The sequence below is a fragment of the Jatrophihabitans fulvus genome (assembly GCF_054781375.1).
This window is the reverse complement of sequence record NZ_BAAGUN010000008.1, coordinates 186,931-200,980: the sequence shown is the minus strand read 5'-3', so window position 1 is coordinate 200,980 and position 14,050 is coordinate 186,931. Positions and strand designations below refer to the sequence as shown.

12 protein-coding genes and 1 pseudogene are annotated in these 14,050 nt (G+C 72.3%); 4 read left to right on the top strand and 9 right to left on the bottom strand.

The annotated features are described in order from the left end of the window. Positions 1 to 42: 42 nt before the first annotated feature. The 9 genes and pseudogenes from ACYVP9_RS22180 to ACYVP9_RS22140 all read right to left on the bottom strand — a co-directional run. Positions 43 to 1,149, bottom strand: coding sequence for an MlaD family protein (locus ACYVP9_RS22180; protein WP_460607152.1), 1,107 nt, complete (start codon positions 1,147 to 1,149; stop codon positions 43 to 45). Beyond that, positions 1,149 to 2,534, bottom strand: coding sequence for an MCE family protein (locus ACYVP9_RS22175; protein ID WP_460607151.1), 1,386 nt, complete (start codon positions 2,532 to 2,534; stop codon positions 1,149 to 1,151). The genes ACYVP9_RS22180 and ACYVP9_RS22175 overlap by 1 nt, the downstream gene beginning before the upstream one ends. Beyond that, the gene (locus tag ACYVP9_RS22170; RefSeq protein WP_460607150.1) at positions 2,531 to 3,688 is read right to left on the bottom strand and encodes an Mce/MlaD family protein; all 1,158 of its coding nucleotides are present in this window, start codon (positions 3,686 to 3,688) and stop codon (positions 2,531 to 2,533) included. Before ACYVP9_RS22170 ends, ACYVP9_RS22175 begins: the two co-directional genes overlap by 4 nt. A 1-nt stretch (position 3,689) precedes the next feature. After that, on the bottom strand, positions 3,690 to 4,700 hold the full coding sequence (locus ACYVP9_RS22165) for an Mce/MlaD family protein (RefSeq protein WP_460607149.1): 1,011 nt from the start codon (positions 4,698 to 4,700) through the stop codon (positions 3,690 to 3,692). Beyond that, entirely contained in the window at positions 4,697 to 5,815 is a 1,119-nt protein-coding gene (locus ACYVP9_RS22160; protein WP_460607148.1) for an Mce/MlaD family protein, read from the bottom strand. Before ACYVP9_RS22160 ends, ACYVP9_RS22165 begins: the two co-directional genes overlap by 4 nt. Further along, positions 5,812 to 7,083, bottom strand: a complete 1,272-nt coding sequence (locus tag ACYVP9_RS22155) for an MCE family protein (protein ID WP_460607147.1) — start codon at positions 7,081 to 7,083, stop codon at positions 5,812 to 5,814. Before ACYVP9_RS22155 ends, ACYVP9_RS22160 begins: the two co-directional genes overlap by 4 nt. Next, entirely contained in the window at positions 7,080 to 7,901 is an 822-nt protein-coding gene (locus ACYVP9_RS22150; protein ID WP_460607146.1) for an MlaE family ABC transporter permease, read from the bottom strand. The genes ACYVP9_RS22155 and ACYVP9_RS22150 overlap by 4 nt, the downstream gene beginning before the upstream one ends. A 1-nt stretch (position 7,902) precedes the next feature. Beyond that, the gene (locus ACYVP9_RS22145; RefSeq protein WP_460607145.1) at positions 7,903 to 8,766 is read right to left on the bottom strand and encodes an MlaE family ABC transporter permease; all 864 of its coding nucleotides are present in this window, start codon (positions 8,764 to 8,766) and stop codon (positions 7,903 to 7,905) included. A 145-nt stretch (positions 8,767 to 8,911) separates the two neighbouring features. Further along, positions 8,912 to 9,683, bottom strand: a pseudogene (locus tag ACYVP9_RS22140) (ABC transporter ATP-binding protein); the annotation flags it as partial. Positions 9,684 to 9,982: 299 nt separating this feature from the next. Here ACYVP9_RS22140 and ACYVP9_RS22135 point away from each other — a divergent pair. The 4 genes from ACYVP9_RS22135 (at position 9,983) to ACYVP9_RS22120 (ending at position 13,933) form a co-directional block, all read left to right on the top strand. Then, positions 9,983 to 11,158: a helix-turn-helix domain-containing protein gene (locus ACYVP9_RS22135; protein ID WP_460607144.1), complete on the top strand. Its 1,176-nt coding sequence runs from the start codon at positions 9,983 to 9,985 to the stop codon at positions 11,156 to 11,158. Next, a complete protein-coding gene (locus ACYVP9_RS22130) occupies positions 11,155 to 12,336 on the top strand; it encodes a hypothetical protein (protein ID WP_460607143.1) in 1,182 nt (393 codons plus the stop codon). The genes ACYVP9_RS22135 and ACYVP9_RS22130 overlap by 4 nt, the downstream gene beginning before the upstream one ends. Positions 12,337 to 12,500: 164 nt before the next feature. After that, entirely contained in the window at positions 12,501 to 13,214 is a 714-nt protein-coding gene (locus ACYVP9_RS22125) for a hypothetical protein (protein ID WP_460607142.1), read from the top strand. A gap of 71 nt (positions 13,215 to 13,285) precedes the next feature. Continuing rightward, positions 13,286 to 13,933, top strand: coding sequence for a hypothetical protein (locus tag ACYVP9_RS22120; protein ID WP_460607141.1), 648 nt, complete (start codon positions 13,286 to 13,288; stop codon positions 13,931 to 13,933). Positions 13,934 to 14,050 lie beyond the last annotated feature (117 nt).

The window sequence follows — 14,050 nt, the reverse complement described above, 5'->3', positions numbered from 1 at the left end:
CGGTGTCCGCGGGCGCGCCCGGCCGAGGGCCGGGGTCGCCGGTCACCTCGACCCCGGGGCGTTGCGGCTGCCGCGCACGTCGGTACCGGAACCGGGGGCGGCGGCGCACCCGGCGTCCAGATTGAGCGGCGGGTCGCCGGCGGTGTCGAGACCGCTGCGGACGGCCGTGCCGCCGTATCCGCTCGTGCACGGCAGCGGGTCGAAGAACGTCGGCACGAGCCCGACGTTGATGCCGTTCGGCGTGACGAGTGCTCCGCCGGCGGTGACGGCGACGGGCAGTTTCACGAGCAATTCGCGCAATCCTGCTCTATTTGCGAAGAACACCTGCGACGAGGTGAAGAGGTTCGACAGGATCGTCCGCAGCGGTGTGCTGACGTCGTCGAGCAGGTCGTTCGCAGTGGTGAGCGCGGGCGGCGCCGCGGCCAGCACACGGCCGATGTCCCCGTCGCTGGCCCGCAGCTGCGCGCCGATCAGCCGCAGGTTCGCGCTGAACGCGCGGATGGCGTCGGACGTGTTCTGCTGCGTGGCCAGCACCGTGCGCGAGGAACGGATCAGGTCGAGGGTCTGCGGGAGCGACTGCTGCGCCCGTCCGACGAAGCTCTTCGTCGTGGTGATCAGAGAGCCCAGGTCGGTGCCCACGTCCTGGGTGGCGAGGTAGAGCTCGTTCACGACCGTCTGCAGCGACCCGATCGGCACCGAGCGGGCGAACCGGTCGGCGCTCAGCAGGAGGTCCTCGACCGGGGGCGGTAGCGCGGTGTCGCGCTGGGCGATGACGCTGCCGTCCTTCAGCGACGGTCCGCCGCCGCGGCGCGGCCGGAGGTCGAGGTACTGCTCGCCGATCACCGACCGGTTCGCGACGACCGCCTCGACGTCGTCGGGGATGGGCTCGTCCGTGTCGATCTCGGCGATCGCCTGCACCCCGTCGCGGGTCAGGCGCACGTCCGAGACGCGGCCGACGGACACGCCGCGGTACGTGACCTCGGCGTTCGGGAAGATGCCGCCGGCGCGGGCGAGGTCGACACGCACCGTGTAGCCCTCCGCGCCGATCCAGCGCGCGACGCCCACATAGCGCACCCCGAGGTAACCGATGCCGAGCAGCGCGATCACCACGAAGGCCACGACCTGGAACCGGGTCGTCCGTGTCAGCATCAGCGGCCTCCCGGCGAGGACGGAGAGCCGGACCCCGAGGACGACGCCCCGCTCGTCGACCCGTTCGCCGACCCGGTCTGTGACGACGACCCGGACGGGGACCCGGACGGGGACCCGGACGAGGACCCGGACGGGGACCCGGACGAGGACCCCGACGAGGACCCGGACAAGGACCCGGACGGCGACCCGGACGGCGACCCGGACGGCGACGGAGACCCGGGTGAGGACGACGACGGGCTCAGGGTGAGCGTGCCGGGCAGTCCCGTGCCCGCCGAGCTGGTGGCGGGCAGCAGCCCCGACGGCGTGGGGACCGTCGGCGGTCCGGACGCCGGCAACCGGGACGCCGCGCGCCGCGTCCCCGTGCCGCGGGTGTCGGCGTCACCGGTGAGCGGCCGGTACACCGACCCGCCCGGTGTGCGCAGCTGCGCGGTGACGTACCCGTTCAGGTAGTCGCCCTTGATGCCCGCCAGCGCGCCGTCGCTGAAGGGGTAGGTGAACAGCACCTGCAGCGACTTGGGCAGCGCGTCGCCGGCCGCGGCGAGCTGCCGCAGCACCGGCGCGAGCGACGTCAGGTCGGCCACGATGTCGTCCTTGCTCGCGTCGAGCGTGCGGACGGCGACGGTGGACAACCGGTTCAGTGCGGCGAGCGCGGCGACGAACTGGTCGCGCTGGCCGGAGATGACGTCGATGCCGGGCGCGAGCGACGTCAGCACGCGCCGGATGTCGGCGTTCTGGTCACGCAGTGCGCCGGCGAGGGTGGCCAGCGAATCGAGCGCCTTCGTGATCGCCCCGCGCCGCGCGTCGAGCGTGCCCACGACCTTCTGCACGCCGTCGATGAACGAGCGGACGTCGCCGGTGCGCCCGGTCGTGACCGCGTTCAGTTCGCGCGTGATGTCGTCGAGCTGTCCGACGCCGCCACCGTTGAGCAGCATCGACAGCGCACCCAGCACCTGTTCGACCTCGACGCCGTTGCTGGTGCGCGCGACGCCGATGACGTCGCCGTCGCGCAGCCGTCCGCGTGACTCGACGCCGAGCGGAGGTGACAGGGCGACGTACTTCTCGCCGAGCAGGCTGGTCTGCTGGATCGACGCCTGTGCGTTGGCGGGCAACTTCACGTCGCCGTTGAGCTCGACGCTGACGTCGGCGACACGCCCGCTGCGATCGAGGGTGATCTTCGAGATGCGTCCGACCGCGACGTCGTCGACCTTCACGCCGGCCTGGGGGACGAGGTCGAGTGCGTTGCGGAACTGCGCGACCACCGTGTACGGGTGGTCGCCGAGGTCGGCGCCGCCGGGCAGCGGCGCGTCGTACAGGCCGTCGCCGAGGCCGCAGCCCGACAGCGTCGTGACGGCGGCCAGGGCCGCCGCGAGCACGCCCCGCCTCACCGCGACACCTGCGTCGCGTTCGCGCGCGGCAGCAGCAGGGGCGGCCCGCCCGGCACGGACACCCCCGGCGAGCCCGACACCGCGGGCGCCCCGGACCGGGCGGTTGCCGCCGACGACGGCGCCGCCGTCGACGGGGCCGCCGCGCCGCCGCGCGCCCACACCGTCAGCTCGTTGAGGTTGGCGCGGCCGCGCAGCAGGTTGCCGTCGCCGTCGTAGGCGGCGAGGAAGTTCTGCACCAGCACCGGCGCCGACCGCAGCGCCTTCGCCAGGGACGTCCGCTGCTCGCCGAGCGCGCGGGCGACGCCCGCCAGCCGGTCGACGTTCGTCGACAGCGCGGCGCGGTTGTCGCGCACGAACCGCTGCACGAGACCGAGGGCGGTGCCGAGTTCGCGGATGGCGAGGGCGAACGACTGCCGGTCGTCCGCCAGGGTGCCGCTCACGCTCGCGAACGTGCGGTTGGCGCTCGCGAGCTCGTCGTTGCGGCGGCGCAGTGTGCTCGTGAACGTCGCGAGCTGCTCGACGGTGGCGAAGATGTCGTCCTTCGCGCTGTCGAGCGTGCGTCCCGACCGGGCGAGCCGCCGGATCGTCGCGTTCAGCGTGCGCCCGGTGCCGTCGAGGTTCGCCGCGCCCGTGCGCAACAGCCGCGAGAGCGCCCCGCCGCTGTTGGCGCCGTCCGGGCCCAGCGCGGTGGCCAGCCGGGTCAGGTTGCGGTTGAGCTCGTCGAGTTCGACCGGCGTGCGCGTGCGCGCCGGGCCGATGACCGCACCGTCGCGCAGCGTCGGGCCCGAGGCCGGCGACGCCCACGCCCCGGTCAGCTGCACGAAGCGGTCGCTGACCAGGTTGGGAGCGATCACGACGGCGTACGTGTCGGCACGCACGCGGACGCCGGGGTCGAGGTGCATCGCGACGGAGACGTACGTGGGGTGGGGGACCACGGAGTCGACCTCGCCGACGGGGACGCCGAGGACGCGGACGTCGGACCCGGCGTACACGCCGACGGCTGCGCTGAAGCGGGCGGTGAACGCGATGCCGGTGCGGTGCTCACGCCACCACCACAGACCCGCGGCGGTGGCGAGGACGACGGCGACCACGACACCGAGCACGGCGCTGCGCCGGCGCAGGTGCGGACGCGGGGGAGCGGACTCGTCGCTCATGTCACCTCCCGGCCTGCGGACGGCAGTTGCGGCGGGCGTTCGCGTTCACCTGCGGGTCGCCGTCGGCCGCGAACAGCCCGCAGATGTAGACGTCGACCCAGGGGCCGCTGCCCGTGGCGTCCGCGAGCAGCGCGTAGTAGGGACCGATGCGCCGCAATGCCGCGGTGAGGTTTGCGCGGTTGCGCGCCAATACCTCCGTGACCCTGGACAGCTGCGTCAACGCCGGCCCGATCGACGCCTCGTTGTCGCGTACCAGTCCGCGCAGCTGGACGGCGAGCTGCCGCGTGCCGTCGAGCAGGCCGGTGATCGCCTCGCTGCGCGCATTCAGTTCCTGCAGCAGCAGGTTGCCGTCGCGGATGAGCGCGTCGACGCTCGCGTCGCTCTGGGCGAGCGAGCGGGTGACCGCGTTCGTGTTCGCCGCCAGCTGCTTCAGGGCGCCGTCGCGTTTCGCGATCGTGTCGGACAACCGCGACAGACCCTGCAGTGCGGTACGCGCCGCCGCCGGGGTGTTGCGGAACGTCTCGGACAGGACGTCGAAGCTGCGGGCCAGTTGGGTGGTGTCGATCGCGCCCGCGCGATCGGACAGGCCGCCCAGCGCGTCGGCGACGTCGAGCGGGGTGCGCGTCCGCGCCTCGGGGATGAGCCCGTCCTCGGCCAGGGCGTGCTCGCCCTCGGGGACGATCTCGAGGTACTCCTGCCCCAACAGGGTGCGGATCTTGATGTTGGCCGAGCTGCGGTCGCCCACCCACGCGTCCTCGACGGTGAACTCGACGCGCACGTGCGCCCGCACGAGCCCGACGGAGTCGACCTCGCCGACCCGGACCCCGGCGATGCGGACGTCGTCGCCGGGTTTCAGGTTGCTCGCGTCGCCGAAGTTCGCCGCGTAGCTCGTGCCGCCGTCGCCCACCAACGGCAGGTCGTCGTAGAAGAACGCCGCCACGAGCAGCAGCACCGTCACGGTGATGCCGCCGACCGCGATGGCGATCGGGTTCCGGTCGCTGAACGCCTTCACGCGCCGCACCTCGCCGTGGTCACGTCCGCGCCCACGTGGCCCGTCGGGTTCGGCGGTCCGATCGCGATCGTCGGGTACGGGCCGACGCCCGGCGGTGCCGGGTACTGCTTCGTCGGGACCTTCCCGTAGGTCGGCGTGCCGTTCTCGATCGGCACGGGGATGCGCCCGCCCACCGAGCAGAGGTAGGTATTCAGCCACGATCCGTAGGACGCGATCCGTCCGATCGTGGTCAGCTTGCCGGGCAGTCGCTGCAGGAACGAGTTCAACGCACCGGACGACCCCGCGAGGTTGCGCGAGAGCGCCCCCAACCGGTCGATGGACGCCTTCAGCGGGGCCCGTCCCTGCCGCAGCAGACCGGCCACGCTGGTCGTCAACCCCGAGATGCCGGTGAGCGCGGAACCGATCGTCGTGCGATCGGCGGCGAGGCCGGACACCAGCTTCTGCAGCGAGACCACCAGGGTCGACAGCCGGTTGCCCCGTCCGTTGACGACGTCGAGCACGGCGTTGAGGTTCGTGACCACCTTGCCGATGACGGCGTCCTTGTCGGCGAGGGTGCCGGTCAGGCGGCCGGCCTCGTCGAGCAGGTTCTCGATGGTGGGGCCCTCGCCCTGGAACACCGCGATGATCGCGCCCGACAGCAGGTTGATCTGCTTCGCGTCGAGGGCCCGGAACAGCGGCTGGAACCCGTTGAACAGGACGGTGAGGTCGAGGGCGTCCTGGGTGCGCGAGCGCGGGATGGTCGAACCCGCCGGGAGCGGGTCGTCGAGCGACCCGGTGCCCTGGTCGAGCGCGAGGTACCGCTGGCCGATGAGGTTGCGGTAGCGCAGGGCGGCGGTGACGGTGCGCGTGAGCCTGCGGTCGTCGGGCAGCGAGAACGTCACGAGCGCGCTGCGCCGGTCCTCGACGCGGACGGAGTCGACCTGCCCGATTCGGACACCGGCCATGCGGACGTCGTCGCCGGGGTTGACGTTGGTCGCGTCGCCGAACACGGCCCGGTACGTGGCGCCGCCGCCGCTGGACCCGTTGGCGATGGTGAGCCCGAGGACGGTGGTCGCGAAGACGGTGACGGCCACGAAGACCAGGCTCTTGACGATCGGGCCGGTGAGGCTCTTCATCGCACGGTCACCTCCGTGCCGCGCAGGGCCGGCCCGAGCAGCAGACTGCTCCACGCCGGGACCTGCGCGGGGCTCAGGCCGGTGCGCGCCGCGAGCAGCTCGCCGATCAACCGGTTCTCCTGGGGCGAGTTCGGGCTGCCCATGCCCGCGACCTGGGGTCGCACCCGGGTGGTGGCGGTGTCGGCGCCGGGCACGCCCGGCAGGTCGGCGAGCGCGGTGCTCGCCAGCGAGGTGGCCGGCACGTACGGGCACTGCGGCCCGTCCGCGGCGTCGAAGCGTGGTGTCTGCCCGGCGCGGTAGGGCGTGCGCGGCGGCACCACGGTGAGCGTGAGCCGGGCGCCGGGACGGCGCGTCCCGGCGCCGAAGGCCTTGTCGGCGCGCGGGATGTACGCGACGAGCGCGCGGCTCAGGCAGGGGAACTCGCTCGCGTAGCGCCGGGTGAGGGCGAGCGGGGCGCGCGCGTCGCGGGCCAGACCGATGATCGACCGTTCGTTGGTGTCGCCGAACTCGCCGAACGTGGTGCCGGTGCGGGTGAGGGAGGCGAGCACGTCCTCGAAGTCCTGCCGCTGGCGCACGAGGGTGCGGGTGGTGGTGGTCAGCGCTCCGAGTCCCTGCAGCAGGTCCGGCGCCGCCGCACGGTAGGTGTCGGCGACGGACGCGAGCCGCTGGAGGTCGTCGGTCAGGCGGGGGACGTCGGGCGCGAGCCGTTGCAGGTAGCGGCCGACGAGCTGCAGCGTGTCACCGAGCTCGGTGCCGCGGTCGCGCAGGGCGGCGGCGACCTCGCCGAGGGTGGCGGCCAGCTTCTCGGGCTGCACGGCCCGCAGAACCGGCAGCAGGTCGGCGAACAGCCGCTGCAGCTCGACGGCGTGCGGTGCGGTGTCCTGCCGCAGCACGTCGCCGTCGCGCAGCCGTCCGCGCCGCTCGGCCGGCAGCACGAGGGCGACGTAGCGCTCGCCGAACAGCGTCTTGGGCAGCAGCTGCACCGTCAGGTTCGCCGGCAGTCCGCGGACGTCGTCCGGGTCGAGTCGCAGCTGCACAAGGGCGCCGCGTCCGTCGGTGGTGACGTCGCCGACCTGGCCGACGGTCACGCCGCGCACCTTGACCTCGCTGCCCTCGCGCAACGCGTTGCCGACCGCCCCGGTGCGGGCCGTGACGTCGACGAAGGTGGTGAACCGCTTCTGGTAGATCGCGACCGACAGTGCGACCAGCGCCGCGATGACGACGACGTACACCAGCCCGATGAGGGCGTCGCGCCCGCGGCGGCTCATCCGGCCACCTGCACGGTGGTGGTCGAGCCCCAGATGGCCAGCGAGAGGAAGAAGTCGAGCAGGCTGACGCCCACGATCGACAGCCGCACCGCCCGACCGACAGCGTGCCCGACCCCGGCCGGTCCGCCGGACGCGGTGAAGCCGTAGTAGCAGTGCACGAGCACGACGAGGACCGAGAAGACGAGCACCTTGAGGAAGGACAGCAGGATGTCGCCCGGCGGCAGGAACAGGAAGAAGTAGTGGTCGTACGTGCCGGCCGACTGCCCGTAGAAGTAGACCGTCACGACGCGGCTGCCGAGGTAGGAGACCAGCAGGCCGACGACGTACAGCGGGACGACGGCGACGAAGCCGGCGATCACGCGGCACGTCACCAGGTAGGGCACGCTGCGCACCGCCATGACCTCGAGGGCGTCGATCTCCTCCGAGATGCGCATCGAGCCGAGCTGGGCGGTGAACCCGCACCCGACGGTGGCCGCGAGTGCGAGGGCTGCGACGAGCGGCGCGATCTCGCGCGTGTTGAAGTAGGCGGAGACGAAGCCGGTCAGCGGGGCGGTGCCGATGGCATCGAGTGCGCTGTAGCCCTGCAGGCCGACGACCGCGCCGGTGAACAGGCTCAGCGTGACCATGACGCCGACCGTCCCGCCGATGACCGCCAGCGCACCGGATCCGAACGACACCTGGGCGAGCAGGCGGACGATCTCGCGCGGGTAGCGCAGCACGGCGATCGGCACGTAGCCGAGGGCGCGCACGTGGAAGCGCAACTGCGCACCGAGACCGGCCAGTCCGTCGATCGGTCGGGTCAGGGGCGAGGACGTCATCTCAGCCGACCTTCGGCGGCACGAGCTGCAGGTACACGACCGTGACCGCGAGGTTGACGAGGAACAGCAGCACGAAGGTGACGACCACCGACTCGTTGACGGCGTCGCCGACGCCCTTCGGCCCGGGACGCGGGTTGAGCCCGCGGAAGGACGCGACGACCGCGGCCAGGAAGCCGAACAGCACCGCCTTGATCTCGCCGACGACCAGGTCGGGAAGCTGCGCGAGCGCGGAGAAGCTGGCGAGGTAGGCACCGGGCGTGCCGCCCTGGACCACCACGTTGAAGAAGTAGCCGCCGACGATGCCGACCACGGACACCATGCCGTTCAGCAGCACCGCGACCAGGACGGCCGCCCACACCCGCGGCACGATCAGGCGCTGGACCGGCGAGATGCCCAGCGTGCGCATGGCGTCGATCTCGTCGCGGATCGTCCGGGCGCCCAGGTCGGCGCAGATCGCGGTGCCCGCGGCTCCCGAGATGAGCAGCGCGGTCACGATCGGGCTCGCCTGCTGCACGACGGCCAGCACCGCCGCGGAGCCGGTGAACGACTGCGCGCCGATCTGCACCGTCAGGGTGCCGAGCTGCAACGCGATCACGGCGCCGAAGGGGATGGCGACCAGCGCCGCCGGGAGGATCGACACGCTGGCGACGAACCAGAACTGTTCGACGAACTCGCGCCACTGGAAGTCGCGGCGGAAGGTCGTGCGCAGCACGTCGAGGCCGAGCGCGAACGCGGACCCCACGACGATGGCGCCGCGCGCGAGCCGGCCGTGCTGCGGCGGCCACGGGATCGGCGGTGTCCCGTCCGGCTCGGACGGGCGACCCGCGGGCGGCGGCTCGTCGAGCAGGTCGTCGAGGGTGGTCACGCGGCGCCCACTGCGGCGAGGCGGGCCCGGTGACGGTCGAGCCCGCGGCGCGGCGGCAGGCCGGGCAGCGGTTCGAGCTGCGGGGGAAGGACGTCGAAGCGATCGCCGTCGTCGCCCTCGTCGAGGTGGGCCTCGGCCGTCATCGTGGCGACGTCCTTCTCCTCGGACATGCCGATCGGCCCCTGGCGGCGGCCGGTGAGGAACTGCCGAATCGCCGGGTCGGTGCTGGTGAGCATCTGCTCGCGCGGGCCGAAGTCGACGAGGCGGCGGCGGTACATCATGCCGAGGTTGTCCGGCAGCGTCCGGGCCAGGTTGATGTCGTGGGTGACGACCAGGATCGTGGCGTCCGTCTGCGCGTTGAGGTCCATGAGCAGCTGCGCGAGCAACGTCGTGCGCACCGGATCGAGTCCGCTGTCCGGCTCGTCGCACAGGATGATCTGCGGGTCGAGCACCAGCGCCCGCGCGAGCGCCGCACGCTTGCGCATGCCGCCGGAGATCTCGCCGGGCAGTTTCGCCTCGGTGCCCGCGAGCCCGACCATGGCGAGCTTCTCGAGCACGATCGAGCGGATCTCGCGCTCGGACTTGCGGGTGTGCTCGCGCAGCGGGAAGGCGACGTTGTCGTAGAGCGGCAGCGACCCGAACAGCGCGCCGTCCTGGAACAGGACGCCGAACAGGCGGCGCACCCGCAGCAGGTCCTTCTCCTCGGCGCGCACCGTGTCGACGCCGTCGATCACGCACGACCCGCCCTCGGGACGGACGAGGCCGATCAGGCTCTTGAGGAACACCGACTTGCCGGTGCCGGACGGGCCGAGCAGGGCGCTGATCTCTCCCGCGGGCAGCGTGAGGGACACGTCGTGCCAGATGTTCTGCCGTCCGAACGACTTGGACAGGTGTTCGACCCTGACCTCGACGCCCACCGAGCTCCCTCCTCGAGCCGCGACGGACGCGGTCGCGACACGACCGCGCGGCACGGCCGCGTGACGTCCGTCGCGGGCACCCGGCAGTGCCCGACGTGACGTATTTCGCAGTAACCTTTCGCGGGCTGTCACGTTAGCCAGCCGACCGAATCGGCACAAGACTGCCTGGATCACACCCGTCGGATCGTGGTAGAACCTCGATAGTTGTCATCGACGTCACTACTTCGGTGGGCGCCGACTCGGGGAGGTGGGGGCGTACGACAGCAGTTCGTTGCGCCGTCAACCGAGGCATCAGCGGCATGAGCGGCATGGACAGCGTGTGGGCGGGGATCGCGAGCGAGGTCCTGCCGCGCGCCGCCCGTGACATCACCGAGCGCATCCGCACCGAGGTTCCCGAGCTGCACGACGACGCGTCCGGCGTGGTCTCGCTCGAGGCCGGCCGGGCCGTCCGCGAGGCGATGGCCGCCTTCCTCAGCGACACCGTCGCCGGCCTGCCGCCGGGTGCCCGCACCGCCGACGCGTTCCGCAGGCTCGGCCGGCAGGAGGCTCACGCCGGGCGCAGCCACGACACCCTGCAGAGCATCTACCGCATCGCGTCCCAGTCGGTCCTGACGCATCTGCTCGACTGGGAACGCGAGCACGACGTGCCCCGCGAGGTGATGGCCTCGCTGTCGGCCGCGGTGTTCGGGTTCATCGACGACCTCGCGCGCTTCTCGGCCGAGGGCCACGCCGCCGCGGTCGCCGCCGCCCTCGACGCCTCGCACGCCCGCGGCGAGCTGCTGGCGATGCTGGTGCATCCCGACGGCGCGAACCGTCGACAGCTCGCCGCGGCGGCCCGCCGCGCCGACTGGACGTTGCCGGCCACCGCCACGGTCATCGAGGCGGTCGACGGCCCGGTGCCGTCCGGGCTCGTCGGCGAAGGGGCGCTGGTGGCCTGGGTCGGCGACCGCGCGCTGGCCGTCGTGCCCGGCCCGGTCGACCCCGAGGCGCTCCGCTCGGCCGTCCGCGCGGCTGCGCTCGACGTCCTGCTCGTCGTGGGTCCGTCGGTGCCCCTGGTCGAGGTGGGTTCGGCGGCGCGGCTCGCGCACCGCCTGCGCCTGCGGCACGACGTCCGGCAGCGTGCGGTCGACGGTGTCGTCACCTGCGACGAGAGCATGGTCGAGATCGTGCTCGACTCGAGCCGGGACGCCATGCGGGCGCTCGCGTCCTCACGGCTGCTGCCGCTGGCGGCGCTCTCGCCCGCGAAGCGCGTCAAGTACGGACGGCTGCTGTCGGCGTGGCTCGAGTTCGGCACCCTCGCCGCGGACGAGCCGGGCGTGCTCGACAAGCATCGCCAGACGTTGCGCTACCAGTGCGGCCAGCTCGAGAAGATGTTCGGCGACGCGCTGCACGACCGCACCGCCCGTCTCGAACTCATGCTCGCGTTGCGGGCGGCACTGCCGCTGTGGGAACGGCAGGCCGGGGCGTCGCGGTGAGCCCTCCCGCCCGCCGTGCGCGGCGCGCCTGGCGTCTCGCGGCCGCGGCCGCCGCCCTCGTCGCGGCGGTCTCGTCCGTGAGCGCCGCCGCCCCGGCCCCGACCGACGCGGGCGCGACCCGTGGGACGGCCGCCGCGCCCCGCTTCGGCGTCCCGCCGCTCGATCAGCGTTACGCGCAGGCGTTCGAGGGCCTCGCCGACACGACCGGCCAGGCGCGCAAGCTGCTCACCACCATCCGGGTCCCGCGCGTGACCGTGCTGGGCTACCTGCAGTTCTGCGTCCAGCTGTTCACCAACCCGCCGGACGACCCGGCGACCTGTCCCGACTTCCACCCGCCGCGCACCGACTTCGACGGCTTCGACAACCCGTTCTTCCCGATCTGGCTGCTGACCAGCGGCCCGCTGTGGGTGCAGTCGCCGAAGGGGGCTCCGCTGCGGTACGGCACGTTCCCCAGCTTGCGGGTGCGCACCCTCGCCTTCGGTTCGATCCCGGTGTCGGCCACCGTGCACATCAGCCAGTCGTTGCGTGCCGACGGCATCGTCGACCCCCTGCGCATGCGGCTGCTGATCGACAGCAACCCCGTCCCCCAGGGTGGGGGCACCATCTACGCCAACCGGTACTGGCCGGGGCTGACCTTCGGACGCAACCAGGGCACCAACTACGTCAACCAGTACTTCGTCATCTCCGGACGGGTGCAGCTGCGACTGAGCGACGTGACCATCGACGGACGCCCCGTGCCGGTGGGCCCGTCCTGCCGCACCGCACGACCGGGCAGCATCCGGCTGACGTCGCCCACGGGCATCTACCTCAACGTCGCGCCGGCGTCGTCGTTGCGCGGCCGGCCGGGCGGTGCGCAGCCGTTGAGCAGCAGCGACGCGGGCAGCATCCAGGGCAGCCTCGGCATCCCGGCGTTCGAGGGTTGCCGCAACGGCACCGAGGACCTCGACCCGCTGTTCACCGGGTTGGTGTCGGGCCCCTCGAACCCGATCGACGTGGCGTTCGCGTCCGGGTTCTCGCAGTGCGGCGTCGACCGCTGCGGCGGCGACTATCCCGTCCGTCCAACCGCGTCGACCGGCGCGTCCGGTGCGCTACGGACGGCGCTCGCGCAGCTTCCCGCCGCCCGCCGCGACCGGGTGCTGCGGCAGGTCCCGGCTGCCCTCGGCGGACGCGCGCGCTGAGGATTTTTCGTACCTCCTGCACGAACGACGGCCCTGTCTTCGTCGCGCACGGACGGACTTCGGGCCCGCCTCCCGAACGCCGTCGCGCGGCCCTTCTACCGGGCGCTGCGGCTGCCTAGCGTCCCTGTTGTCCGGCTTCATCTCCTCTCGAAAGGACCACGTCCATGACGTCACTGCTCGCGCGATCGCTGGTTGTCGGTACCGGCGTCGCCGCAGCGGGTGTGCTGCTCGCGACCAGCGCACTGGCCCACGGTGCCCCCTACACGGTCAAGGCCGGCTCCGCCGCGTCCGGAACGACCGTCGCGGTGACCGGCACCTCCGGAACGATCAACTTCAAGGACACGACGACAGGCGTCACGCTCACCTGCACCAGCTCGACGCTGACCGGCTCGATCAAGGTCGGCAAGCCGACGACCGGGTCGAAGATCGCGACCATCAGCGGCTCGGGCGCCAAGTTCAACGGCTGCACCGGACCTGCCGGGCTGAAGTTCGCCGTGACCGGTGTCGGCACCTGGTACATCAACATCTCGGACTCGACCAGCGGCGTGAACAAGGGCACGGTCAGCAACATCGTCGCCAACGTCAAGAGCACCGCCGGCCCGACCTGCTCGTTCAGCGTCGGCTCCACCTCGGGCTCGTCGGGCACGGTCGTCGGCGGCTCGGTGGCGGGCACCTTCACGAACTCGACGCAGAAGCTCGTGGTGCCGGCCACGACCACCGGCTCGCTGGGCCTGTGGAACGTGAAGGGCGGCACCACCGGGACGAACACCTACTGCGTCTCGCCGTCGATCATCAAGAAGGGCGACAAGGCCTCGTTCTCGGCGACCTACACGCTGAAGGCCAGCACGGCCGCGTACAACCCCATCTCGATCACCTGATCGGCCATGACTCGCGGCGGGGGCGGACGACCGTCCGCCCCCGCCCTCTCGCCCGAGACGAAAGGCAGGACATGACCCGTACCCTTCGCCGGCTCGCGGTCGGCGGCGCGGCTGCCGTCGCCCTCACCGCCACGGCGCTCACCGGCGCGGCCCCGGCCGTGGCGTCCACGGCTCCGCCCGGATCGTTCGAGATCGACTACGACGCGACGGGCACGTCGCTGATCAAGAAGCCGAACTCGACGATCAAGCTCGGTCCCACCGTCAGCAAGACCTACATCAGCGACTCCGGGGACGGCTCGTTCACCGCCGACCTGCCGCTGCCGCCGACGAAGTCGACGTTCAAGATCCTCGGGTTCGTGCCCGTCAGCGCGACCGTCAACTTCATCCCCGTCGGCAAGCTGACCGGCCGCATCTCCGACTCGGTCCCGGTGCGGCTGACGGCGACGGCGAAGTACACGATCCGCCTCACCGACGTGAAGGCGTTCGGCCTGCCGACGTTCCAGGGCAGCAGCTGCCAGACGGCGAGCCCGGTCTCCATCCCGGTGGCGACGCCCGCGGGCCAGCAGTTCGACCTGACCGAGGGCGGCAAGCTCTCCGGCAGCTACACGATCGGCAAGTTCGCCCACTGCGGGCTCACGACCGGGCTCATCAACGCGGTCGTGCCCGGGTCCGGCAACACGCTGACCTTCTCGCTCAGCAACGGTCGTTTCGTCGAGTAGCAACCCCACCGGGGGCGGGGTCGCGTGTCGCCGTCGGACGAGACGGCGACACGCGATCCGGGACGGATCCGCCCCGGGTCTGCTCTCGCGAGCTCCGCGAGGTTAATGTGTCGGGCA

Excerpts from the sequence above, each read along its gene's own strand:
- ACYVP9_RS22135 (WP_460607144.1), top strand. The coding sequence starts at position 9,983 with ATGAGCGGCATGGACAGCGTGTGGGCGGGGATCGCGAGCGAGGTCCTG.
- ACYVP9_RS22150 (WP_460607146.1), bottom strand. The coding sequence starts at position 7,901 with ATGACGTCCTCGCCCCTGACCCGACCGATCGACGGACTGGCCGGTCTC.
- ACYVP9_RS22125 (WP_460607142.1), top strand. The coding sequence starts at position 12,501 with ATGACGTCACTGCTCGCGCGATCGCTGGTTGTCGGTACCGGCGTCGCC.
- ACYVP9_RS22155 (WP_460607147.1), bottom strand. The coding sequence starts at position 7,083 with ATGAGCCGCCGCGGGCGCGACGCCCTCATCGGGCTGGTGTACGTCGTC.
- ACYVP9_RS22180 (WP_460607152.1), bottom strand. The coding sequence starts at position 1,149 with ATGCTGACACGGACGACCCGGTTCCAGGTCGTGGCCTTCGTGGTGATC.
- ACYVP9_RS22120 (WP_460607141.1), top strand. The coding sequence starts at position 13,286 with ATGACCCGTACCCTTCGCCGGCTCGCGGTCGGCGGCGCGGCTGCCGTC.
- ACYVP9_RS22170 (WP_460607150.1), bottom strand. The coding sequence starts at position 3,688 with ATGAGCGACGAGTCCGCTCCCCCGCGTCCGCACCTGCGCCGGCGCAGC.
- ACYVP9_RS22160 (WP_460607148.1), bottom strand. The coding sequence starts at position 5,815 with ATGAAGAGCCTCACCGGCCCGATCGTCAAGAGCCTGGTCTTCGTGGCC.